This is a genomic window from Sphingomonas turrisvirgatae (assembly GCF_001721295.1).
GTDB classification, from domain to species: Bacteria; Pseudomonadota; Alphaproteobacteria; order Sphingomonadales; family Sphingomonadaceae; genus Sphingomonas; species Sphingomonas turrisvirgatae.
Window position 1 is genome coordinate 10,113 of the sequence record NZ_MDDS01000005.1, and the last position, 21,355, is coordinate 31,467.

Here is a 21,355-nt window from a genome sequence, read left to right on the forward strand (position 1 = left end):
CGCGCGAATGAGCACCAAGACGGTTTCAAACAGCAACGCGCCTGTCATCGAGAGCCGTCAGCAGCTCCTCGAATATTTCGCCGGTGGCGAGAAGCCCGAGCCGCGCTGGCGCATCGGTACCGAGCATGAGAAGTTCGTGTATCGCACCGCCGACCACCGCGCACCGTCCTATGACGAGCCGGGCGGCATCCGCGATCTGCTTGCCGAGCTGACCCAGTTCGGCTGGTCGCCGGTCGAAGAGGGCGGCAAAGTTATCGCCCTGTCCGGGCCCGACGGTACGGTCAGCCTGGAGCCCGCGGGGCAGCTGGAACTGTCGGGCGCGCCGCTCGAGAATCTGCACCAGACCTGCGCCGAGACGGGGCGGCATTTGCAGCAGGTCAAGGCGGTGGGCGAGAGGCTGGGCCTGGGCTTCCTGGGCCTTGGCATGTGGCCGGACAAGACGCGCGCCGAACTGCCGGTGATGCCCAAGGGCCGCTATGGCATCATGCTCAATCACATGCCGCGCGTGGGATCGCTTGGCCTCGACATGATGCTGCGGACCTGCACGATCCAGGTCAATCTCGACTATTCGAGCGAAGCCGACATGGCGCAGAAGTTCCGCGTCGGCCTGGCGCTGCAGCCGCTGGCCACTGCGCTGTTCGCCAACTCGCCATTCACCGAAGGCAAGCCCAACGGCATGCTCTCGTACCGTTCGCACATCTGGTCGGACACCGATCCGCACCGCACCGGGATGCTGCCGTTCGTGTTCGAGGACGGGTTCGGCTATGAGCGCTATGCCGACTATGCGCTCGATGTGCCGATGTACTTCGTTTATCGCGACGGTCGCTATATCGATGCGGCGGGCCTGAGCTTTCGCGATTTCCTTCGTGGCGAGCTGTCGGTCCTGCCGGGTGAGAAGCCGACGATCGACGATTGGGCGGACCACCTGTCGACCGCCTTTCCCGAAGTGCGGTTGAAGACATTCCTTGAGATGCGCGGCGCCGATGGCGGGCCGTGGGACCGGATCTGCGCCTTGCCCGCGCTGTGGGTCGGGCTGCTGTACGATCAGGGTGCGCTCGATGCGGCATGGGATCTGGTTAAGGGCTGGCGCATGGACGAGCGGCAGGCGTTGCGCGACAGCGTGCCCCGGCTCGGCCTGGATGCGCCGCTGCCGGGCGGGGGCAAGCTGCGCGACATCGCCGGCGAGGTGGTCGAGATCGCCGGCGCGGGCTTGCGCGCGCGTGGCCGGCTCAACGCGGCGGGCGACAGCGAGAGCGGCTTCCTCGATCCGTTGCGCGAGATCGTGCGGACCGGAAAAGTGCCGGCGGAACTGCTGCTGGACCAGTATCGCGGCGTATGGGACGGCGACCTGACGCGCATCTATGACGGGTCGCGCTTCTAGACCTTGCTGCAGGCCGGGCAAGCGGGGTCCTTGGGCAGGCGCAAGGTTCTGAACCGCAGCGCGAGCGTATCGGCGATCAGGAGCTTGCCCGCGCTGTCCTCACCGAAGGGAACGATGGCGCGGATGACTTCGAGCGCGGCGAGACTGCCGAGCATGCCGGTCAGTGCGCCCAGCACGCCCTGTTCGGCGCAGTTGATGCCTGGCATTTCGGGTGAGGGACCCGTGAAGCAGCGATAGCAGGGCTTGTCCGCCTCCCAGCCGCGGAACACGCCGAGCTGCCCCTCGAACTGGCCGACCGCGGCGCTGACCAGCGGGATGCGATGCCGCAGCGCCAGGTCGGCGACCATCAGCCGCGTTTCGAAATTGTCGGTGCCGTCGAGGATGACATCGGCCCCGGCGTCTTCGAACAGCCGTGCTGCGGCCTGTGCGGTCAGGCGCTGCACAAGGCCAAGCGCATCGACATGCGGGTTGAGCGCACGAGCGCGGGTCGCCGCCGCACTGGCCTTGGCCATGCCGATATCCGCCGTGCCGAAGATCGTCTGGCGTTGCAGGTTCGACAGATCGACGCGATCATCGTCGATGATCGTCAGCCGTCCGAGGCCGGCAGCGGCGAGATACTGAATTGCGGGGGAGCCGATGCCGCCGGCGCCGATCACGACGACATGGGCGCGAGCCAATTTCAGCTGGCCTGCGCCGCCGATCTCCTTCAGCACGATATGCCGGGCGTAGCGGTCGAGTTCTTCGTCGGTGAGGTTCATTTCCGCCAGACGAAGGTAACCGTGGCGCGATACCATTGTTCGGCCGCGGCAGTTCGTGCCGCCAGGTTGTTGCGGGCGAACGCAGTGACCAGCCCGGCGGCATATTGTTCGACCACCGGGCAACCCGCAGCATGAGGCACGGATGTTCGCACGCCATCCTCGGGATGGACGAGCACCGCCACCTGGATGCGGATCGCCGGCAGCTTGTCGGCAACGCGGCGTTGCACCGGGCAACGATGCGCTCGCGTCTGCGCCTTTACATAGGCGTGCATCGCGGGGGTGACTTGCGGCGCGTGACGGTAGGGCAGGTCCGGCAAGCTCGCCCAGTCGATCGCCAGCCGCGGCGTCACCAGCGGCACCGGCACGGGCGCCGGCTGAGCTGCCTGTTGCGCGATCAGGAGGGGGAGCAGCAGTCCGCTCATCTACCGTCCCGTCGAGCCGAACCCGCCGGCACCCCGCGCGGTTTCGTCGAGCGAGGCGACTTCATCGAACGCCGCATGTTGAACGGCGGCAGGGACCAACTGGGCGATCCGTTCGCCACGAACGACGGCGAATGGTTCGTTGCCCAGATTGGCGAGGATCACCTTCACCTCGCCGCGATAGTCGCAATCGATCGTGCCGGGCGTGTTGAGGCAGGTGATGCCATGTTTGAGCGCCAAGCCGGAGCGAGGGCGAACCTGAACTTCATAGCCGTGCGGAATCGCCAGCGCGAAGCCGGTCGCCACGGCATGTCGGGCACCGGGGGCAAGGACCAGATCCTCGGCCGCGACAACGTCCATGCCTGCGGCGCCCGCGCTGGCATAGCCTGGCAACGGCAGCCCTTCGCCATGCGGCAGTCGCTGGATCGCGATGCGGATCGGGGCCGAACTCATTTCCGCTTCGCCGGCAGGCCGGAGACGAGCCGCTTCATCGCATCGGTCACCTCAGGCTCGGTCAGCAACGTGCCGTTGCGGCCGGGCAGGATGCGAAAGTCGACGGCGATGCCGCGCAGCGCCAGCGCTTCGGCGTAAGTGCGCGAATAACGCGGCAGCGTTGCGGGGTCGTCCGCGCCGACCAGCATGGCCGCACGGATCGTGGCGGGAATGCCGCCGATCGTCTGCAGCGGGTCGAGGCTGGCGACGGGCTGGTCATAGCCCTGGCCGGGCGCGCGCTTGGCCATCGCACGGCGCCATTCGGGCAGCGCGCAGGGGCAGGAAAGCAGCATCACGCCATCGGCCAGCGTCGGGTAGATGCCGATCAGGTTGGCAGCGAGCGCCGCGCCGCCGCCATCGCCGATGAGGATGATTTTGGCCTTGCGGTAGCGCTTGCGCAAATCGATCATCGAGCGTGCGACCTCGCCAACCCGCTCACGCGTATAGCCATCGCCATTGCCGGTGCCGCGCTCACCCGGCGACTTGCGGCCCGCGCCATCGACATAGCCAGGGCGAAGCAGCGCGATCGCCGTGCTGCCGGGCATCGCCTTCGCCGCCGCTTCGCTGAAGGAATAGGCTGACGCGACACTACTGTCGGTATCACCGTGAAGCACGACGGCGAGCGTCTGCACGCGGCCGGCGCGCGTTTCGCCATAGCGTTGCGCCTGAAGCTGTGGCGGATTCTTGGCCGGCGCGGCGGCGGTCGCAAGCAGGGCGAGCAGGGCGAGGCTAGAGCGCATCGGCGATCCGCTGAGCCAGGCGGCGCGCGACATCGGCCTTGGGCAGCTTTTCCCAATTTTCGACGCCGTGCGCGGTGACAAGGTGAATGGTGTTCGCATCTCCGCCCATCACATCACCCGAAACGTCGTTCGCCACAATCCAGTCCGCGCCCTTTCGCGCCCGCTTTGCGGTGGCATGTTCGACCACCCGTTCCGTTTCGGCGGCGAAACCGACAACGAGGCGGGGGCGGCCGGCGGATCTGGCCAGCGCGGCGAGGATGTCCGGATTTTCCGCCACGGCAAGCGGCGGCAGGACATCGCCCTTCTTGAGTTTTTGGCGTGCGACATCGACCGGCCGCCAATCGGCGACGGCGGCCACCATGACGGCAGCGTCGGCGGGCAGCGCCGCATCGACGGCAGCGGCCATTTCGCGCGCTGTCTCGACATCGACGCGGTCGACCAGCAGCGGCGTGGGAAGGGCGACCGGGCCGGCGACGAGCGTGACGCGCGCACCCAGTTCGGCCAGCGCGCCAGCGATCTCGAACCCCTGTTTTCCCGATGAGCGATTGGCGATGTAGCGAACCGGATCGATCGGCTCATGCGTCGGTCCGGCGGTCACCAGGATGTGCTTGCCCGCGAGCGGCCCGGCGTGGGGGGCGAGCGCGGCCTGGATCGCTGCGAGGATCGCTGCCGGCTCGGGCAGGCGGCCGGGGCCGTATTCGCCGCATGCCATCGCGCCTTCGTCCGGTTCGAGCACGGTGACGCCATCGCCGCGCAGCGTCGCGACGTTGCGCCGCGTGGCCGGGTGTTGCCACATCCGTACGTTCATCGCGGGCGCGGCTAGAACCGGCTTGTCCGTGGCGAGCAGCAAGGTGGTGGCAAGGTCGTCGGCGATGCCGGCTGCCATCTTGGCCATCAGGTCGGCGGTCGCAGGCGCCACCACGACAAGGTCGGCCTTGCGGCTGAGCTGGATATGGCCCATCTCGGCCTCGTCCTTGAGGTCCCACAATGTCGTGTAGATCGGATTTTCGGACAAGGCAGCGAGCGTCATGGGGGTGACGAAATGCTGGCCGCCCTCGGTCAGCACGCAGGTGACGTCGATCCCCGCCTTGCGGCACAAGCGGATCAGCTCACACGCCTTGTAAGCCGCAATGCCGCCGCCGACGATCAGAAGGATACGCTTCATCGTTCCACGCTCTGCACGCGCACGCGCCGCCTGTCGAGCGTACGTGAGACAAGGTCGCGCAGGCCATCGGGTGCGAAGGCAAGGCCGACCAGGAAGACAGGTGCGATCATCAAACCCCAGTAGAAGGTGTCGAGCCGCGCGAACAAGCCGATCGCGGCTGCATAGGCGCTGAACGTCGCGACGACGCGAAGCGCGAGCGGGTCGCGCCAGCTGGCCCAACCGAACAGCGCCAGGCCGGTGAGCAGCGCAGCCGCGGCGACGGGAAAGAGCTGAAGCGCGGTCGCCAGCGTCATCGCGCGCACGAACAGGCCGAAGCCGTGCAATCCGGTCCAGCCGGGCGAGATCGCATCGAGTGGACCGGTCACGCCATGGACCGCGACGGCATGCGCGGATAGCGCCAGCGCGAAGACGGCGAGCGCCACGCTCCACCCGATCGCCTCGCGCCGTTCGCGTTCGGCAAGCGCCAGCCCGGCCATGACGAGGACGAACAGCGCCGCCGTCTCGCGCACCAGCATTGCGATCAGTGCAATTGCCACGGCCTCGATCCAGCGGCCCGGGCGGCGCAGCGCGAGACTAAGCGCGACGAGCAGCCCGGCCCAGATTTCATGGAAGGCGACGAGGTCGGGCTGAACGAAGGCCAGCATGCTGCCGGCCAGCAGGACCAGTGCGGCAGCGCGGGCGGGGACGCCGGTCAGCGCCTCGCCCAGCCGACGGTGCCATGCCAGAGCCGTTGCGGCGGCCAGGGCGTAGAGCAGAGCGAGCACGGCCGGCACAGGGAGCAGGCCCTGCGCCGCGGCGAGTGCCGGCATGCGGAAGGTGAGGAACGGCCGCAGCGGATAGCCGCCGGCGCGCAATGCGTCGGCAGCGGCGGTGTAGTAGTCCTCTCCGTGGCGTACCGCGGAGGCGACTCCTTCGTACAGCGCGAGATCGGTCGTTTGATCGATCCCGCTGCCCGCTGTGGCTGCGGGCGGTTGCGGAACGGCGAGGACGGCCAGCGCGGCGAGCAGGAGGACGACGAGCGCCGCAAGCACCGACCGCGCCTGCACCGGTGACAGCGCTGCGAAGCGGCTGGCATGTGCGAGGAAGATGGCGCGGGGGACCGGCATCGGCGCAGGCTAGGTCAGCAGCAGCGTCGTCGCCACACCCAACCCGGCTGCCAGCAGCGCAACCGCGCCATAGCGCCAGCCACCGCCGACCTTGACCACCTCGATCTCGCGCAGCGGCGGGGCAGGCGGCGCGCCGCCGGGATCGGGGAAGTGCCGCTCGATGTTGCGGATCAGACGGGGCAAGCGCGCGAGCGTCTGGATATCCTCGACGAGCCGGTCGGCGATGAACGCCTCGGGCCCCAATTCCGTGCGGATCCATTCGCGCACGAACGGCGCGGCACTGTCCCACAGGTTGATATCGGGGTGCAAACGGGTGGCGACGCCCTCGACCATCACCATCGTCTTTTGCAGGAGCAGCAGATGCGGCTGGGTCTGCATGTCGAAGTCGCGCGTGATGTTGAACAGGCTGTCGAGCATCATGCCGACGCTCATGTCCTTGACCGGCAACCCGCGCATCGGTTCGCCCACCGCGCGCAGGGCCGTGGCGAATTCGGCGACATTGTGATGGGGAGGGACGTAGCCAGCCTCGAAATGGATCTCGGCCACGCGGCGGTAATTGCCGGTGATGAGACCATAGAGAATCTCAGCCAGCCATACGCGCGCACGGCGGTCGATGCGGCCCATGATGCCGAAGTCGATCGCGGCGATCCGGCCGTCGGGGAGTGCGAACAGGTTCCCCTGATGCATGTCGGCGTGGAAGAAGCCTTCGGAGATCGCCTGGCGCAGAAAGGCGCGGATCAGCGTGTTCGCGAGCGCTTCGGTGTCATGACCGGCAGCGACCAGCGCGTCACGGTTCGACAGCTTGATGCCGTCGATCCATTCCAGCGTCATCACCTTGCCGGTGGTGCGCTGCCAGTCGATCTGCGGTACGGTGAAATCGGGTTCGGCCTCCATCGCCTCGGACAATTCCGATGCAGAGGCAGCCTCACGCCGCAAGTCCAGCTCGCGCGCGGTCCACCGCTTGAACGTCTCGATCACCAGGCGCGGGCGCAGGCGGGCGGCTTCCCGGCCCATCCCCTCCAGCTGCGCGGCCGCCCATTCATAGGTTTCGATCGCGCGGGCGAAGTCGCCCTCGATCCCCGGGCGCAGCACCTTTATCGCCACGCGGCGGCCATCGATGGTCACGGCGCGATGAACCTGAGCGATCGACGCGGCACCGATCGGTGTTTCCTCGACCTCAGCGAACAGCGAGTCGAGCGGCCGGTCGAAACTGCGCTCAATCGCCGCGCGGATGATCGGGAAGGGGACCGGCGGAAGCTGATCCTGAAGCCGCATCAGATCGTGCGCCGCCGCTTCGCCGATCAGGTCGGGTCGGGTAGCAAGCGTCTGGCCGAGCTTGATCGCCGCCGGGCCGATCGCCTGAAGCGCATCGGCATAGCGCGGCGTTGCGGGTTGGATCGTGCCGATCCGGGCGATGCGGGCGAGGCGACGCACCGGGGCGGGCGTGTTGCGGTCGCGCTCGATCCCGCGCAGCGCGCCGTGGCGTGCGAGGATGCGGCCCCATTTGAGAAGCCGCCAGACGTGCGTGGTCGAGGAGGTCAAATCTTCCAGCCGCTGTGAATGGCCACCAGGCCGCCGAGCATCGGCTCGACGCGGGTCTGAACGAAGCCGGCTTCCCTGATCATCCGCTCGAACGTCGGCATGTCGGGAAAGCGGCGGATCGACTCGATGAGGTAGCGGTAGCTGTCCTCGTCATTCGCCAGCAGCTTGCCGAGCTTTGGCACCAGATGGTGCGAATAGGCGTCGTAAACGTCGGAAAAGCCGGGCCACGTGGTGGTCGAGAATTCCAGCACGAAGAAGCGACCGCCGCGCTTCAGCACACGATGCGCTTCGCGCAGTGCCTTGGGAATGTCGGTCACGTTCCGGATGCCGAAGGCGATGGTATAGGCGTCGAAGAATCGGTCGGGCCATTGCAGCGTCTCGGCATTGGCTTCGGACCAGACGAGGCCGTCGATGCCACGCTTGGCGGCGCGTTCGATGCCGACTGCCAGCATGTCCGGATTGATGTCCGCGACGGTCACCGCCGCACCCGATTCGGCGAGGCGGAAGGCGATGTCGCCGGTGCCGCCGGCCATGTCGAGGATCGTTTCCCCTTCGCGCGGCTTCACGCGGCGGACGAACACGTCCTTCCAGATGCGATGCAGCCCGCCCGACATGGCGTCGTTCATCAGATCGTAGCTGGACGCCACGCTGGAGAAGACGCCGCCGACGCGAGCGGTCTTTTCCGATGGGGCGACGTCTTCATAGCCGAAGGAGACGGTGTCGGCGGAGGTGCTGGTCATGGGCGAGGCTCTAGCCAAGGGTTGTGATGGGAGCAAACGCAACATAGCTGATCTGGATGCCAGAACTCCCCGAAGTGGAAACAACCGTTCGCGGCCTGCGCCCCGTGCTGCAGGACCAGCGGATCGCGCGCGTGCAGTTGCGCCGGCCCGACCTGCGCCGCGCGATGCCGCAGGATCTGGGGCAGCGGCTGACCGGCGCGCGGGTAACGGCGCTGGGGCGACGAGCCAAATACGGCCTGATCGATACCGATCGGGGCGACACGATGATCTTTCACCTGGGCATGTCGGGGCGCTGGCGAGTCGATCCGGCCGAGTTGTTGCCGCACGATCATCTGGTGATCGAAACGGAGGCCGGCAGGCGGCTGGCGCTCAACGACGCGCGGCGGTTCGGGTCGGTCGATCTGGTGCCGATGGCCGAGGTTGAGCAATGGGCGCCGTTCAGGGCGCTGGGGCCCGAGCCGCTGGGGGCGCAGTTCACCGCCGATCATCTGAAAGCCGCGTTGGCCGGCCGGACGGCTTCGATCAAGCTGCTGCTGCTCGACCAGAAGATCGTGGCCGGGCTGGGCAATATCTATGTGTGCGAAGCGCTGTACGAATCGCGTATTTCACCCCGACGCGCCGGCGGATCGCTGACCAGGCCGCGGCTGGCCCGGCTGGTCGAGGCAGTGCATCTGGTGCTGGATGCGGCGATCGAAGCGGGCGGGTCGACGCTGCGCGACTATGCGAGACCCGATGGGGAGCTCGGCTATTTTTCCAAGCAGTTCAAGGTCTATGGCCGCGAGGGGCAGCCGTGCGAATGCGGCGGCACGGTCGCGCGCTATGCCGAAGGCGGGCGGTCCACATTCTGGTGCCCCAAATGCCAGCGTTGATCGTCAGTTCGACTGCGTCGAGCCGGCGCGTGGGGAGTGGGCAGGCTCCGAAACGCTGCCGGCGCAGTTGACCCGAATCGCCTAAATGGCTAAGGGCCGCGCTTTCCCGAGGCTTGGACGCTGTTCCGCGCCTCTATTCGCACGAAAACAGGAACGAGACCTCCATGGCGAACACGCCGCAAGCCAAGAAGCGCATCCGTCGCAACGCCGTCCGCGCCGAAGTCAACGGTGCACGCGTCAGCCGCATCCGTACCTTCGTCAAGAAGGTCGAAAGCGCGCTTGAGTCGGGCGACAAGTCGGCCGCCGAATCGGCGCTGAAGGCGATGCAGCCGGAACTGGCACGTGGCGTTGCGAAGGGCGTGGTTCACAAGAACACTGCGGCGCGCAAGTTCTCGCGCCTGACCAAGCGCCTGACCGCGCTCGGCTAAGCCTCCGTTTTTCGGGCGAATTCAGGCCCCGCCGGCACGCGCTGGCGGGGTTTTTCGTGCGTGCTCAATAGCTTGGTAATCTGCCGAATCCCGAATCGGCCGCAGACCACGAGTCGTCGTGTCGCGAAGGCGTAACGATCTGGATTTTCCGAGATAATTCAATAGCTTAGGTAAGGATCGACGGATTTCCGCGGCGGGGATGAGTCAAGCCTACTTATTTCAGTTTCTTTGCATCCGGCCCTCTTGATCGATCTCGAAATCCGGCCCTAAAACGCACCTCCGCCACGGCGTTCTCGTCGGCGGAATCAGCGTGAGACAACAGCCCAGGGCGGATGCGATTCCGGCTGTGGGAGGGTTTTGCCTGATGCGGATCGGTGTGCGGAGGGGGCTCGAAGCGCACCGCATTGTGGCTGGAACGGCGCGCGGGCGCGAACTGAGGGGCTGTGTGAAGATGGATCAAGCCAAGGCCTGGACACGTGTGCGTGGCAATCTGCGGCTGTCCGCGGGCCAGCGGCTGTTCGACCAGTGGCTGAAGCCCATCGTGCTGCTCGATAGCGAAGATCTCGAGACGGTGCGCCTGGGGCTGCCGTCGCCTTTCATGACCAACTGGGTCAAGGGCCACTATGCCGAGCGACTGCTGATGGAGTTCAAGGCGCTGTTGCCGCAGGTGCGCAGCGTTTCGATCGAGACGAGCAGTGCCCGGGCGACGCGCGAACTGGCTGCTGAACCCGTTGCGTCAGCGGGGGCGGTGATGCCCATCGCGGCGGCTGAACCCAAGGCATCGGCTGACCGGCCGCGTTTCGACACGCGCTTCACCTTCGAGCGTTTCGTGGTCGACACTTCGAACCGCGTTGCGTTCAACGCCGCCAAGGCGCTGGCCGAGCCAGGTGCGCCGCGCTTCAGCCCGCTCTACCTTCACAGCAATACCGGGCAGGGCAAGACTCACCTGATGCACGCGATCGGTCAGGCGTATCTGGACGCGGTGCCGGAGGCATCGGCGATCTACATGCCGGCCGAGCGCTTCATGTTCGAGTTCGTCCGTGCGGTGCGCGAACGCGATACGTTCGCGTTCAAGCAGCGGCTGCGCGGCGTCGACCTGCTGATGATCGATGACCTTCAGTTCATCGCCGGCAAGGAATCGACCCAGGAAGAATTCTTCCACACGGTCGACGAGTTCATGCGCGAGGGCAAAAGGCTGGTGATCGCCGCCGATCGCAGCCCGCTGGCGCTCGAGGGGATTGAAGCGCGGCTGGCGTCGCGGCTGGGTTCCGGGCTGGCGGCGGACATCAAGCCCGCCGAAATGGGCCTGCGCCGCACGATCCTCGACCGCAAGCTTGAGGATATGCCGGGTGCCGTCGTGCCGGGCCAGGTGCTCGACCTGCTCGCCGCGCGCATCAGCAGCAGCGTGCGCGAGCTGGAAGGCGCGCTCAATCGTCTGGTCGCCTATGCGCAGCTGAACGGTGAAGTCGTCACGATCGAGTTCGCCGAAAGCGTGCTGGGCGAGGCGCTGCGCGGCAGCCAGCGCCGCATCACGATCGACGAGATTCAGAAGGCGGTATCGTCGCACTTCGACGTCAAGCAGCTTGACCTGGTGTCGCAGCGCCGCGCGGTGGCGATCGCCCGCCCGCGCCAGATCGCGATGTATCTCGCCAAGCGGCTCACCACGCGCTCGCTGCCCGAGATCGGCCGCAAGTTCGGCAATCGCGACCATTCGACCGTGATCCACGCCGTGCGCCGGATCGAGGAACTGCGCGGCACCGACAGCGAGATCGACGGCGCGGTACGCAGCCTGATGCGGCAGCTGGAAGCCTGAACGCCGCGATGCTGGCCGCGCTGGTCGCGGTCAATCTGTGGACATTTATTGTCTTCGGACACGACAAAGCTCGCGCGATGGCGAGCGGGCGGCGAGTTTCCGAGGCGAATTTGCTGGCACTGGCCGCGATTGACGGGTCGCCGGGGGCGCTGCTTGCGCGCCGGGTGTTTCGCCACAAGACGCGCAAGCAGCCGTTCTCTGCCTGGTTGTGGGGGATCGTCGCGGTGCAGACCGGCGCGGTCGTCGGGCTGCTGCTCCTTTAAATTCGTCATCCCGGCGCAAACCGGGATCTCTGGCGAGAGCGCAGGGCAGGAGCCGCCCGAGATCCCGGCTTGCGCCGGGATGACGGCGGCGGCGGGGATGGCTCGTCTATTGGGACGGAGGCTAGACCAGCAACCCCATGGTTTCCTGCACGCGGCGCAGCAGGGGGGCGGCGAGGGCGGCGGCGCGGTCGGCGCCTTCACGCAGGATGGCATCGACGGCGGGGCGGTCCGGGGTCAGGCGCACCATCTCGTCGCGGATCGGGCCGAGCTTGGCCACGGCGAGGTCGGCCAGTGCCGGCTTGAAGCTGCCGAAGCCCTGGCCGGCATATTCCGCCACGACATCGTCAGGCGTCCGATCGGACAGCGCGGCGAAGATGGTGACGAGGTTCCTCGCCTCTGGCCGGTCCTTGAGCGATTCGAACGTTTCGCCCAGCGGTTCGGGATCGGTCTTCGCCTTGCGGAATTTCTGCGCGATGGCGTCGTCGTCATCGACCAGGTTGATGCGCGCCGCGTCCGAGGGATTGGACTTGGACATTTTCGACCCAGCGTCGCGCAGGCTCATGATGCGCGGTGCGGCCTTGCTCACCAGCGGCGCGGGCTGGACGAGCAGCTCGACGCCATAATCCTGGTTGAACTTGGCGGCGATGTCGCGGGCAAGCTCGAGATGCTGTTTCTGGTCTTCGCCCACCGGGACGTGCGTGGCCGAATACAGAAGCACGTCGGCAGCCATCAGCACGGGATAGTCGTAGAGGCCGACGCTTGCACCCTCGCGGTTCTTGCCCGCCTTGTCCTTGAACTGGGTCATGCGGTTGAGCCAGCCAACGCGCGCGACATTGTTGAGCAGCCAGGACAGTTCGCTATGCGCCGGCACGCGGGTCTGGTTGAACAGGATCGAGCGTTTGGGATCGATGCCGGACGCGATCATCGCGGCGGCGATCTCGAACGTGTTGGCGTGCAGCGCCTGTGGTTCGATCCACTCGGTCAGGCCATGCAGGTCGGCGATGAAGTACATGCTCTCGCCGCCGGCCGCCTCGATCTGCGCCTGCATGCCCACCCATTGCTTGATCGCGCCAAGATAGTTGCCGAGGTGGAGATTGCCGGTTGGCTTGATGCCGGAGATGACGCGCATGATTGCTCTCTGCTGTTAGGCGCGGCGGCGGACGAGCGCCTTGAGGTCGCCGATCCGCACCGCGCCAGTCACGAAACAGGCTGCCGCATAGACGAGGCAGCCGGCGCCGACCAGCACCAGCATGGCCGTGGTGCGGATCGTCCAGCTGCCCGATATGTATGGCGTGAAGAGGTCGTTGAGGAAGAACATGACCGCGCCCATTGCGACCGCTGCGCCCACCAGCCGCCACACGCGCCGGGTAAGCTGCGCATCCATCACGAAGTCGCCGCGCCTACTCAGCGTGCGATAGAGCAGGGCGACGTTGACCCAGGCGGCGATCGCGGTGGCAAGTGGCGGCCCCATATGCTGGAGCGGATAGATCAGCGCGAGATTGCCGCCGAGGTTCACCAGCATCGAGATCGTGGCGTAGCGCACGGGCGTTTTCGTGTCCGACCGCGCATAATAGCCCGGGGTGAGCACCTTCACGAGAATATAGGCCGGCAAGCCGATCGAAAAGGCGGCGAGCGCCTGCGCGGTGAGAAGCGTGTCCTGCCGCGTGAATGCGCCATGCTGGAACAGGGCGGCGATGATCGGTGCGCCGCAGATCACCAGCGCGGCCGTGGCGGGCAGGGTCAGGAACAGAGCCAGCTCCATGCCGCGGTTCTGCGTATGCATCGCCTCCGCTGCCTTGCCCGCGCCGAGCTGGCGCGCGATGGTGGGGAGGAGGACGGTGCCAAGGCCGATGCCGATGAGGCCGAGGGGCAGCTGGTTCAACCGGTCGGCATAATAAATGTACGAAACCGAACCCTCAGCCAGCAGGCTGGCGGCAAGCGCGGTCGAGATGACGAGGTTGATCTGGACTGCGCCAGCACCGGCAGCGGCGGGGGCGATCAGCGACAGCAGCTTGCGCACGTCGGGCGACAGGCGCGGCATGCGGGGCCGAAGCTTTACCCCCGCGGCGCGGGCGGCGAGGATCAGCCACAGCAGCTGAAGCGCGCCCGATACGGTGACGGCGATCGCCTGATTGCGCGCGGTGATCAGCGTGTCGTCATGATGGAAGAACAGCAGCGCGACGATCAGCGTCAGGTTGAGCAGAATCGGCGCGGCCGCATTGACCCAGAATTTGTGCAGCGAATTGAGGATCCCGCCGAGCAGCGAGACGAGGCTGATGAACAGAAGATAGGGAAAGGTAAGGCGCGACAGCTCGACCGCATAGGCGAACTGATCGGGCGTCACGTCGTTGAACCCGCCCGACAACGCCCAGACGACGGGGAAGGCCGCGATTTCCATGACAGCGGTCATCACGATCAGGACCGGCAGCAGGACCGACAATGCCTCTTCGGCGAAGGTCAGGGCAGGGGCCGTGTCGCCGTCCGCTTCGCCGACCTTCTTGGCGAACATCGGTACGAAGGCGGCGCTGAACGCGCCTTCGGCGAACAGCGCGCGAAAAAGGTTGGGCAGGCGAAAGGCGATGAGAAAGGCGTCGGACGCGAAGCTTGCCCCGACATAGCGCGCGAAAAGCGAATCGCGCACCAGACCCAGTACGCGGCTGGCAAGGGTGAGCCCGCCGATCGAGCCAAGAGCCTTGACGAGGTTCATGGGTGCTGCCTTCGCCGCCGACTGTTATCCCGGCCTTGTGCCGGGATCCACCGCGCGGCCAGGACTGCCTTCACCCTTCCAGTCCTTCCGGTGCGGCACCGTGGCCCCCGGCGCGAGGCCGGGGTGACGGATGTATATGAAGGGCGCGCTCGGCTGAGCTCAAGCCTGGCCGGCTTCGTCGCCCTGCGCCAGCGCCTGTTGTTCGAGCTGCTGGTAATAAAGGCCGTTGAAATCGATCGGCTCGAGCATCAGCGGTGGGAAACCGCCGTCGCGAACGGCATCGGCCAGGACGCGGCGCGCGAACGGGAACAGGATGCGCGGCGCTTCGCCGAGCAGGAAGGGCTGAAGATGCTCCGCGGGCATGTTGCGAATGCCGAACAGACCGGCATAGGCAAGCTCGACGACGAAAGCAGCCTGATCTTCAAGCTGTGCCTTGACGTCGATCTTCAGCGTCACTTCGTGGACATCAGCGCCGACTTCGGCAGCGCCGATGTTGAACTGCACGTCGAAGGCGGGCTGGGCCTGAACCTGATAGATCGCCGGTGCGTTCGGGTTCTCGAACGAGAAGTCCTTCACATATTGCGAGATCACGCCGACCGAGGTCGAGGTGTCGGCGCCGTTCGCCAGCGGTTCGCTACCGAAACCTGCGTTGTCGGGCTCGCTCATCTTAACTAAGTCCTCTTTGATCTGGGATATGATTGCGGCGCGCCGCGTTCAAACAGAGGCCGCGCCTAGCAGGCGCGTTCGGGCGATTCAACGGGCGCGCGGTTCGGCATTTGAAAGCAATGCGCTTCCTGCCTATGTGAGAGACGGAAAAGAGGTGGTTGGCGTGACTTTTGTCGTTCTATTCGCAGCGATTGCGGCCTTTCTGGCGCTTCGTCTCTACTCGGCGCTGGGCAAGCGCACCGGGCATGAACAGGCCTTGCCGCGTCCCGCAGAGGAGCGGGTCGGCGCGCCGTCGATGCCGCGCACGCTGGATATGCCGGCCGAGGTGCGCGAAAGCGGGCCGCGGGCGATCGATCAGAATGCCGAGGGCGGTCTGCGCGCGCTGGTCGCAGCCGACCCCAGCTTCGACGTCGCCCAGTTCGTGGACGGCGCCAAATCGGCGTACCGCATGATCCTGGAAGCGTTCTGGAAGGGTGATCGCGAGACATTGACCTGGCTGGTCGAGGATGAGGTGCGCGACACGTTCGTCGCCGCGATCGACGCGCGCGAGGCGGAAGGGCATGTCGTCGAAAACCGACTGGTGTCGATCGAACGCGCCAGTATCTCGAACATCGAGATCGACGGTCGAGTGGCGCGCGTGACGGTGCGCTTCGACGCCGACATTGCGATGGTCACGCGCGACGCCGACGGCAATGTCATCAGCGGATCGATGAGCGATGCGGTCGAAACTCACGACGTCTGGGAATTCAGCCGCGATCTCAAGAGCGGCGATCCCAACTGGAAGCTGAGCGACACCGACGAGGCGTAATCGGGCGTAGGGGGCGGTATGCGCATCTGGAGCGTTGCGGCCGTTGCCGCGCTGTTGAGCGCATGCTCGTCCGGCGTGGTGCCGTCGCGCCCGCAATCGACCGCGTCCCGTCCAATTGCGCCGCCGACCGGCTCGGCTGACCCGGTTCGCCAGCCTGTCGCGGCGACCCCGATTCCGGCCGCTGCCGCGCCGGCGCTTTCGGCCGATCAGACCATTGCCGCGAAGGCGAGCCTGGTGCCCGGTCCCGCAATCGAGTCGCTGCCGATCGCGGCGGACGGCGCAGCGCGCGCGCTGGCCGCGTTCCGCATCAGCTGCCCCAGCCTGGTGCGCCGCACCGACGCCAGCGGGCTGACGCGCGGCGAGGGCTGGCAGGCCGCGTGCGACGCTGCGCGCAGCACCGCCGACAGCGCCGCGGCAAGCTTTTTCGCGCGCCATTTCGAGGCGGTGCAGGTTGCGGACGGCAAGGCATTCGCCACCGGATATTACGAGCCTGAGATCGCCGGGTCGCGCACACGCCGTCCCGGGCACGATGTGCCGGTCTATGGTCGCCCGGCCGATCTGGTCGATGTCGATCTGGGCAAGTTTTCCGACGCGCTGAAGGGCAAGTCGATCCGCGGGCGAGTCGACGGGACGAACCTCGTGCCCTTTCACGACCGCACGGCGATCGAGCAGGGCGCGCTGGCGGGTCGTGGGCTCGAAATCGCCTGGGCGGCCGATCCGGTCGAGCTGTTCTTCCTGCAGATCCAGGGATCGGGCCGGCTGCGGCTGCCCGACGGCGGGGTCATGCGCATCGGCTATGCCAGTCAGAACGGCCGCGACTATACCGGTATCGGCAAGCTGATGCTCGACCGTGGTATTCTGCCGAAGGGCCAAGCGTCGATGCAAGGGATCATGGCCTGGTTGCGCGCGAATCCGGAGCAGGGCCGTGCGATCATGCGCGAGAACAAGAGTTACGTGTTCTTCCGCGAGCTGACCGGACCGGGACCGCTCGGCGCGATGGGACATCCGGTGACGGGGCAGGCCACGGTCGCGACGGACCCGAAATTCGTGCCGCTGGGCGCGCCAGTATTTCTGTCGATGGACAGACAGGAGGCCAATGGGCTGTGGGTGGCGCAGGACACGGGCGGCGCGATCAAGGGCAGTAACCGGTTCGACACGTTCTGGGGCGCGGGCGAAGAGGCGCGGGCGATTTCAGGCGGCATGGCGGCGCGCGGCACGGCCTGGCTGCTGCTGCCCAAGGGAACGCTCGCCCGCCTGACCGGCAAATAGCGTGGCGCCGCCGTCTCGCAGCATGACCGCCGAGGAGCGGGCGCTGTGGGCGCGCGTGATCGCCAGCGTGACTCCGCTCAAGCGCGAGACGAGCATGGCGGCGCCACCGCCGCCACCGCCACCGCCGCGGCCATCGCCACCGTCGGCTCCGATCGCTTCCAAGCCGGTCGCCAAGGCGCCGAAAGGCCGTGTGCCGCCGCCACGCCTGCCAGCGCCAAAAGCGGCAGCGCCGCGCGCCGCGACGCTGGACGGTGGTTGGGATCGCCGGCTCTCCCGCGGGCTCGTTTCGCCCGAAAGCAGCATCGATCTGCATGGCCATACGCTGTCGAGCGCACATGCGTTGCTTGACCGGGGACTGGATCGCGCGATTCTGCAGGGCGATCGCGTGCTGTTGCTCATCACCGGCAAGCCGCCGCGCCCCGAGTCCGAGCGGCCGCATGCGCGGGGCGCAATTCGTGCTGCCGTGGGGGACTGGCTGGCCGCTTCGCGCCATGCCGATCGGATTGCTGCGGTGCGCAACGCCCATCCGCGCCACGGTGGGCAGGGCGCGCTATATATTGTGCTGCGACGCGACAAAGACGTCGGCACCGCGCGAAAATCTTAACGCTTTGAACCTATGTTAGACCCGGAGGTCGCATCTCGCGGCCGCAAGGGGAGCGCGCGAATTCGCGATGACTGGCGTTACGCTCAAAAGCCGTGCGATCGTGTTCGCGATCTGCGCCGGAGCGTTCGTGTTCATCCTCGCGCTCGCGACGACATGGCGCGGCGGGTTCGATGGTACCAACGCCACGCGCGCGCTGATGGCTGCGATCATTTGTGCGGTGATGTGCTGGGCCTATGCCGAGCGGACCATCGCCTCGACCGCAGGGGCGATCGATGCCGCGATCGACCGCATGGCACGTGCGGCAGGTGGGGATCTGGAAAGCCCGATTCCTGCCGAGGTCAGCGAATGTGTACCCCAGCTGTCCACCGCGATGGATGCGCTGTTCCGGCAGCTTCACGCCAATCTCGACAGCGTTCAGCGGCTTGCCCTGTTCGACCCGGTTACCGCGCTGCCCAATCGCGTCCATTTCCGCCGAAGCTGCGAGCAACTGCTGACTGACATGCCGCCCGACCGCACCGCGGCGCTGCTCTTCATCGATCTCGACCGGTTCAAGACGGTCAACGACACGCTCGGCCATGCGATGGGCGACCAGTTGCTGGCGATGGTCGCCAATCGCCTCCGCGCCGTCGTCGACCGTTTCGCTCGCGATGGCGAAGCGGCCATGCCGCTGATCGGGCGGTTGTCGGGCGACGAATTCACCATGTTCTTTCCAGCGCTGGCGCAAGTGCGCGAGGCGGAACGGATCGGACGCGGCATCCTTTTTGCATTGTCCGAGCCGTTCGACCTCGGCGATCACGAAGTCTCGATCGGCGCTTCGGTCGGCATTGCGTTGCGGCCGGAGCACGGCAGTACGCTGACCGACCTGATGCGCGCCGCCGATGCGGCCATGTATCATGCCAAGAGCAACGGGCGTGGCAGGGCCGAGCATTTCAGCGACCGCCTTGCGATCCAGATGGCGGATCGCGTTCAGTTGGAAAGCGAGCTGCGCGAAGCGGTGGAGCATGACCAGTTCAGCTTGGTCTACCAGCCGCAGATCGCGGCCGCGGACGGGCGGATCGTCGCCGCGGAGGCGCTGCTGCGCTGGCAACATCCCGAGCAGGGCGAGCGCTTGCCGAGCAGTTTCATCGCGCGCGCTGAGGAGACCGGCCTGATGGTCGAGATCGGCGAATGGGTGGTGCAGAGCGTCGCGCGCTCGATCGCGCGTTGGGGCGCGCTGGGCGTCGAGCAGCGGATGGCGGTGAATATCAGCCCGCGGCAACTGGACCATGCGGCCTTTTTCCGTCGCTTGCGAGAAGCGATGCATGACGCCGGCGCGCCTGCCAGGTTGCTCGAGCTGGAGATCACCGAAACGCTGGCCATGCATTGTTCGGACGAGGTGATCGACGCGATCGCCATGTTGCGGGCGGACGGGGCCAGTATCGCGATCGACGATTTCGGCACGGGCTATTCCAACCTTGCCCGCCTACGCGACCTGCCGGTCGATCGCGTCAAGGTCGACCGCAGCCTGATCGAGCATGTCGCGGTAGAGGCCGAGGCGCGTACGATCGCACAGGCCGTTATCGGCCTGATCCATGGCCTGGGCTGTGAGGCAGTGGCGGAAGGGATCGAGACCCAGGCGCAGCTCGACGTGTTGCGCGTGATCGGTTGCGATGTGTTGCAGGGATTTGCAATCGCCCCGCCGATGGCGGAAGCCGACTTCCTGGCTTGGGCGCGGTCGGCACCCGGTGAGGCGATCCGCGCTGCCGGTTAGGCGCTAGGCGAACACCCGCCGCAGGATGTCGGCATAGATCGCGGTTAGATCGTGCAGATCCGGGATTGCCACTGCCTCGTCGAGCTTGTGCATCGTTGCATTGACCAGGCCGAACTCGGCCACGGGGCAGATGCGCGACAGGAAGCGCGCGTCCGACGTGCCGCCGCTGGTCGAAAGCTCGGGCCGGAAACCAAGCCTCGCCTCGACCGCGTCCGAGATGACGTCGGACAACCTGCCCGGTTCGGTCAGGAACGCATCGCCATAGACGCGCCCGCGAACGATGGCGGCCGGCGCGTGCGTGTGGACGATCCGTTCGATCCGCTCGATCAGATCCTGACCGCGATGCCGATCGTTGAAGCGGATGCTTATTCGCGCCGCCGCCTTGCCGGGGATGACGTTGGTGGCGCGATTGCCGACGGTCAGGTCGATGATTTCGATGTTCGACGGCTGGAACCAGTCGGTGCCCTCGTCCAGCACGATGCCGTCGATCTCGGCCAGCGCACGGACCAGCCGTGGAACCGGATTGTCGGCCAGATGGGGGTAGGCGACATGACCCTGCCGACCCGGCACATCGATGTCGATGACGGTGGACCCGCGCCGGCCGATCTTAATCGTATCGCCAAGGCGCGCGCTGCTGGTGGGCTCGCCGACCAGGCAGAGGTCCGGGATGAGGCCCGTCGCCTGCATCCGTTCGATCAGCGCGACGGTGCCATAGGTCGCCGGCCCTTCCTCGTCGCCGGTGATGATGAGGCTGACGGTGCCGGCGGCGGGCAGGTGAGCGAGCGCGGCGGTGAAGGCAGCAATCGCTCCCTTCATGTCGACCGCGCCCCGACCGTAGAGCAGATCGCCGCGCACCTGCGGATCGAATGCGCTGGACGTCCAGCCCTCGCCCGGCGGCACCACATCGAGATGGCCGGCAAAGGCAAAATGCGGTCCGGCTCCGGCGCGGCGCACGGCCAGCAGATTCTCGACCGGACCGTCGGGCGCCTCGCCCGCTACGAACCGCTCGACCGTGAAGCCGATCGGGACGAGCGCCTGTTCCAGCACGTCGAACACAGCGCCTTGCGCCGGGGTAATGCTTTCGGCTGCGATCAGCGCGCTGGTGAGTTCGACGACGTCCATCGCGATCAGGCCGGGGCCTGCTCGAACTTCTCGATCACCCAGTCCTCGGCCTGCGCGCTGGCGATCCAGTCCTGCATGAAACGGTGGCCGAGCACTACCTGCATATAGGGTGGGGCAAAGCGCGCGACGGGCAGCGAATAGGTCACGAGCCGGGTGACCACCGGCGCGAACATCACGTCCACCGCGCCGAATTCGCCGAACAGGAAATCGCCATCGCCACCATAGCGCGCCCGGGCCTGCGCCCACAGCTCCATGATGCGCTGAATATCCTGCAGCACCTCGGCGCTCGGCATCTTGGGTTCGTAGACCTGGCGGATGTTCATGCTGTGCTCGCGGCGCAGGGCAGCGAAGCCGGAGTGCATTTCGGCCGCCATCGATCGGGCCATCGCCCGCGCGGCGCTGTCCTGCGGCCAGAACTTGTCGCCGCCGGACTTCTCGTTGAGATATTCGACGATGGCGAGGCTGTCCCAAACCACGGCATCCCCATCCCACAGAATGGGGACCTTGCCCGAGGACGGCGCGAACTCGTCACCCTCGCGGCGCTTTTCCCATTCCTGATCGTACAGCGGGACGACCACTTCCTCGAACGGCAGGCCCGACAGCTTGCACGCGAGCCAGCCGCGCAGCGACCAGGAAGAATAGGCCTTGTTGCCGATGAAGAGCTTGAGCATGGCCGCGGGATAGCTGGGGCGGCGGAGCGGGGCAACCATGCC

General features: G+C 66.7%; 22 protein-coding genes. 9 read left to right on the top strand and 13 right to left on the bottom strand.

What is annotated here, in order from left to right:
* Nucleotides 1-7 precede the first annotated feature (7 nt).
* On the top strand, nucleotides 8-1,381 hold the full coding sequence (locus BFL28_RS01510) for a glutamate--cysteine ligase (protein ID WP_069318885.1): 1,374 nt from the start codon (nucleotides 8-10) through the stop codon (nucleotides 1,379-1,381).
* Here the strand turns inward: BFL28_RS01510 and BFL28_RS01515 are convergent.
* Genes BFL28_RS01515 through BFL28_RS01550 form a run of 8 tightly spaced genes read right to left on the bottom strand, consistent with a single transcriptional unit; the run spans nucleotide 1,378 to nucleotide 8,343 of the window.
* Complete coding sequence (locus tag BFL28_RS01515) at nucleotides 1,378-2,139, bottom strand: HesA/MoeB/ThiF family protein (RefSeq protein WP_069318886.1); 762 nt, start codon at nucleotides 2,137-2,139, stop codon at nucleotides 1,378-1,380. The two genes, BFL28_RS01510 and BFL28_RS01515, sit on opposite strands and share 4 nt — an antisense overlap.
* Complete coding sequence (locus tag BFL28_RS01520) at nucleotides 2,136-2,561, bottom strand: hypothetical protein (protein WP_069318887.1); 426 nt, start codon at nucleotides 2,559-2,561, stop codon at nucleotides 2,136-2,138. The genes BFL28_RS01515 and BFL28_RS01520 overlap by 4 nt, the downstream gene beginning before the upstream one ends.
* Nucleotides 2,562-3,011, bottom strand: a complete 450-nt coding sequence (gene dut / locus BFL28_RS01525) for a dUTP diphosphatase (RefSeq protein WP_069318888.1) — start codon at nucleotides 3,009-3,011, stop codon at nucleotides 2,562-2,564.
* Nucleotides 3,008-3,790 (bottom strand): hypothetical protein, encoded by a 783-nt coding sequence (locus BFL28_RS01530; protein ID WP_241527179.1) that lies wholly within the window; start codon nucleotides 3,788-3,790, stop codon nucleotides 3,008-3,010. Before BFL28_RS01530 ends, dut begins: the two co-directional genes overlap by 4 nt.
* On the bottom strand, nucleotides 3,780-4,955 hold the full coding sequence (gene coaBC / locus BFL28_RS01535; RefSeq protein WP_069318890.1) for a bifunctional phosphopantothenoylcysteine decarboxylase/phosphopantothenate--cysteine ligase CoaBC: 1,176 nt from the start codon (nucleotides 4,953-4,955) through the stop codon (nucleotides 3,780-3,782). The genes BFL28_RS01530 and coaBC overlap by 11 nt, the downstream gene beginning before the upstream one ends.
* Nucleotides 4,952-6,061, bottom strand: a complete 1,110-nt coding sequence (locus tag BFL28_RS01540) for a hypothetical protein (protein ID WP_069318891.1) — start codon at nucleotides 6,059-6,061, stop codon at nucleotides 4,952-4,954. Before BFL28_RS01540 ends, coaBC begins: the two co-directional genes overlap by 4 nt.
* A gap of 9 nt (nucleotides 6,062-6,070) precedes the next feature.
* Nucleotides 6,071-7,603, bottom strand: coding sequence for a 2-polyprenylphenol 6-hydroxylase (ubiB, locus tag BFL28_RS01545; RefSeq protein WP_069318892.1), 1,533 nt, complete (start codon nucleotides 7,601-7,603; stop codon nucleotides 6,071-6,073).
* Nucleotides 7,600-8,343, bottom strand: a complete 744-nt coding sequence (locus BFL28_RS01550; protein ID WP_069318893.1) for a class I SAM-dependent methyltransferase — start codon at nucleotides 8,341-8,343, stop codon at nucleotides 7,600-7,602. The genes ubiB and BFL28_RS01550 overlap by 4 nt, the downstream gene beginning before the upstream one ends.
* A gap of 56 nt (nucleotides 8,344-8,399) precedes the next feature.
* On the opposite strand from BFL28_RS01550, the gene mutM reads away from it, so the two are divergent.
* The 4 genes from mutM (at nucleotide 8,400) to BFL28_RS01570 (ending at nucleotide 11,716) form a co-directional block, all read left to right on the top strand.
* Nucleotides 8,400-9,212 carry a bifunctional DNA-formamidopyrimidine glycosylase/DNA-(apurinic or apyrimidinic site) lyase gene (gene mutM, locus BFL28_RS01555; RefSeq protein ID WP_069318894.1) on the top strand — a complete coding sequence of 271 codons (813 nt, stop codon included), beginning with the start codon at nucleotides 8,400-8,402 and terminating at the stop codon, nucleotides 9,210-9,212.
* Between the two features lie 164 nt (nucleotides 9,213-9,376).
* Complete coding sequence (gene rpsT, locus BFL28_RS01560; protein ID WP_069318984.1) at nucleotides 9,377-9,640, top strand: 30S ribosomal protein S20; 264 nt, start codon at nucleotides 9,377-9,379, stop codon at nucleotides 9,638-9,640.
* Between the two features lie 451 nt (nucleotides 9,641-10,091).
* Nucleotides 10,092-11,453, top strand: a complete 1,362-nt coding sequence (gene dnaA, locus BFL28_RS01565) for a chromosomal replication initiator protein DnaA (protein WP_069318985.1) — start codon at nucleotides 10,092-10,094, stop codon at nucleotides 11,451-11,453.
* A gap of 8 nt (nucleotides 11,454-11,461) precedes the next feature.
* Nucleotides 11,462-11,716, top strand: coding sequence for a DUF1294 domain-containing protein (locus BFL28_RS01570; protein ID WP_069318895.1), 255 nt, complete (start codon nucleotides 11,462-11,464; stop codon nucleotides 11,714-11,716).
* A gap of 121 nt (nucleotides 11,717-11,837) precedes the next feature.
* On the opposite strand, the gene trpS is transcribed toward BFL28_RS01570, so the two are convergent.
* The 3 genes from trpS to secB all read right to left on the bottom strand — a co-directional run bounded on the left by trpS (nucleotide 11,838) and on the right by secB (nucleotide 15,089).
* A complete protein-coding gene (gene trpS, locus BFL28_RS01575; RefSeq protein ID WP_069318896.1) occupies nucleotides 11,838-12,845 on the bottom strand; it encodes a tryptophan--tRNA ligase in 1,008 nt (335 codons plus the stop codon).
* 15 nt (nucleotides 12,846-12,860) lie between these two features.
* Entirely contained in the window at nucleotides 12,861-14,423 is a 1,563-nt protein-coding gene (gene murJ, locus BFL28_RS01580; RefSeq protein ID WP_069318897.1) for a murein biosynthesis integral membrane protein MurJ, read from the bottom strand.
* A gap of 159 nt (nucleotides 14,424-14,582) precedes the next feature.
* On the bottom strand, nucleotides 14,583-15,089 hold the full coding sequence (gene secB / locus BFL28_RS01585; RefSeq protein ID WP_069318898.1) for a protein-export chaperone SecB: 507 nt from the start codon (nucleotides 15,087-15,089) through the stop codon (nucleotides 14,583-14,585).
* Nucleotides 15,090-15,252: 163 nt separating this feature from the next.
* Here secB and BFL28_RS01590 point away from each other — a divergent pair, with 163 nt between their 5' ends.
* The 4 genes from BFL28_RS01590 to BFL28_RS01605 all read left to right on the top strand — a co-directional run bounded on the left by BFL28_RS01590 (nucleotide 15,253) and on the right by BFL28_RS01605 (nucleotide 19,520).
* Nucleotides 15,253-15,897, top strand: a complete 645-nt coding sequence (locus BFL28_RS01590; RefSeq protein ID WP_131818562.1) for a Tim44/TimA family putative adaptor protein — start codon at nucleotides 15,253-15,255, stop codon at nucleotides 15,895-15,897.
* A gap of 18 nt (nucleotides 15,898-15,915) precedes the next feature.
* Complete coding sequence (gene mltA / locus BFL28_RS01595; protein ID WP_069318899.1) at nucleotides 15,916-17,166, top strand: murein transglycosylase A; 1,251 nt, start codon at nucleotides 15,916-15,918, stop codon at nucleotides 17,164-17,166.
* 22 nt (nucleotides 17,167-17,188) lie between these two features.
* Nucleotides 17,189-17,770, top strand: a complete 582-nt coding sequence (locus BFL28_RS01600) for a Smr/MutS family protein (protein WP_069318900.1) — start codon at nucleotides 17,189-17,191, stop codon at nucleotides 17,768-17,770.
* A 67-nt stretch (nucleotides 17,771-17,837) separates the two neighbouring features.
* The gene (locus tag BFL28_RS01605) at nucleotides 17,838-19,520 is read left to right on the top strand and encodes a putative bifunctional diguanylate cyclase/phosphodiesterase (RefSeq protein WP_069318901.1); all 1,683 of its coding nucleotides are present in this window, start codon (nucleotides 17,838-17,840) and stop codon (nucleotides 19,518-19,520) included.
* A gap of 3 nt (nucleotides 19,521-19,523) precedes the next feature.
* Here BFL28_RS01605 and dapE read toward each other — a convergent pair whose 3' ends face one another.
* Both dapE and BFL28_RS01615 read right to left on the bottom strand, forming a co-directional pair.
* Complete coding sequence (gene dapE / locus BFL28_RS01610) at nucleotides 19,524-20,642, bottom strand: succinyl-diaminopimelate desuccinylase (RefSeq protein ID WP_069318902.1); 1,119 nt, start codon at nucleotides 20,640-20,642, stop codon at nucleotides 19,524-19,526.
* A gap of 5 nt (nucleotides 20,643-20,647) precedes the next feature.
* Complete coding sequence (locus BFL28_RS01615; protein WP_069318987.1) at nucleotides 20,648-21,313, bottom strand: glutathione S-transferase family protein; 666 nt, start codon at nucleotides 21,311-21,313, stop codon at nucleotides 20,648-20,650.
* Between the last annotated feature and the right edge of the window lie 42 nt (nucleotides 21,314-21,355).

Excerpts from the sequence above, each read along its gene's own strand:
- mltA (WP_069318899.1), top strand. The coding sequence starts at position 15,916 with ATGCGCATCTGGAGCGTTGCGGCCGTTGCCGCGCTGTTGAGCGCATGC.
- BFL28_RS01530 (WP_241527179.1), bottom strand. The coding sequence starts at position 3,790 with ATGCGCTCTAGCCTCGCCCTGCTCGCCCTGCTTGCGACCGCCGCCGCG.
- murJ (WP_069318897.1), bottom strand. The coding sequence starts at position 14,423 with ATGAACCTCGTCAAGGCTCTTGGCTCGATCGGCGGGCTCACCCTTGCC.
- BFL28_RS01570 (WP_069318895.1), top strand. The coding sequence starts at position 11,462 with ATGCTGGCCGCGCTGGTCGCGGTCAATCTGTGGACATTTATTGTCTTC.
- dut (WP_069318888.1), bottom strand. The coding sequence starts at position 3,011 with ATGAGTTCGGCCCCGATCCGCATCGCGATCCAGCGACTGCCGCATGGC.
- dapE (WP_069318902.1), bottom strand. The coding sequence starts at position 20,642 with ATGGACGTCGTCGAACTCACCAGCGCGCTGATCGCAGCCGAAAGCATT.
- BFL28_RS01600 (WP_069318900.1), top strand. The coding sequence starts at position 17,189 with ATGACCGCCGAGGAGCGGGCGCTGTGGGCGCGCGTGATCGCCAGCGTG.
- dnaA (WP_069318985.1), top strand. The coding sequence starts at position 10,092 with ATGGATCAAGCCAAGGCCTGGACACGTGTGCGTGGCAATCTGCGGCTG.
- BFL28_RS01520 (WP_069318887.1), bottom strand. The coding sequence starts at position 2,561 with ATGAGCGGACTGCTGCTCCCCCTCCTGATCGCGCAACAGGCAGCTCAG.
- BFL28_RS01510 (WP_069318885.1), top strand. The coding sequence starts at position 8 with ATGAGCACCAAGACGGTTTCAAACAGCAACGCGCCTGTCATCGAGAGC.
- BFL28_RS01605 (WP_069318901.1), top strand. The coding sequence starts at position 17,838 with ATGACTGGCGTTACGCTCAAAAGCCGTGCGATCGTGTTCGCGATCTGC.
- secB (WP_069318898.1), bottom strand. The coding sequence starts at position 15,089 with ATGAGCGAGCCCGACAACGCAGGTTTCGGTAGCGAACCGCTGGCGAAC.
- trpS (WP_069318896.1), bottom strand. The coding sequence starts at position 12,845 with ATGCGCGTCATCTCCGGCATCAAGCCAACCGGCAATCTCCACCTCGGC.
- BFL28_RS01615 (WP_069318987.1), bottom strand. The coding sequence starts at position 21,313 with ATGCTCAAGCTCTTCATCGGCAACAAGGCCTATTCTTCCTGGTCGCTG.
- mutM (WP_069318894.1), top strand. The coding sequence starts at position 8,400 with ATGCCAGAACTCCCCGAAGTGGAAACAACCGTTCGCGGCCTGCGCCCC.
- rpsT (WP_069318984.1), top strand. The coding sequence starts at position 9,377 with ATGGCGAACACGCCGCAAGCCAAGAAGCGCATCCGTCGCAACGCCGTC.
- BFL28_RS01515 (WP_069318886.1), bottom strand. The coding sequence starts at position 2,139 with ATGAACCTCACCGACGAAGAACTCGACCGCTACGCCCGGCATATCGTG.
- coaBC (WP_069318890.1), bottom strand. The coding sequence starts at position 4,955 with ATGAAGCGTATCCTTCTGATCGTCGGCGGCGGCATTGCGGCTTACAAG.
- BFL28_RS01540 (WP_069318891.1), bottom strand. The coding sequence starts at position 6,061 with ATGCCGGTCCCCCGCGCCATCTTCCTCGCACATGCCAGCCGCTTCGCA.
- BFL28_RS01550 (WP_069318893.1), bottom strand. The coding sequence starts at position 8,343 with ATGACCAGCACCTCCGCCGACACCGTCTCCTTCGGCTATGAAGACGTC.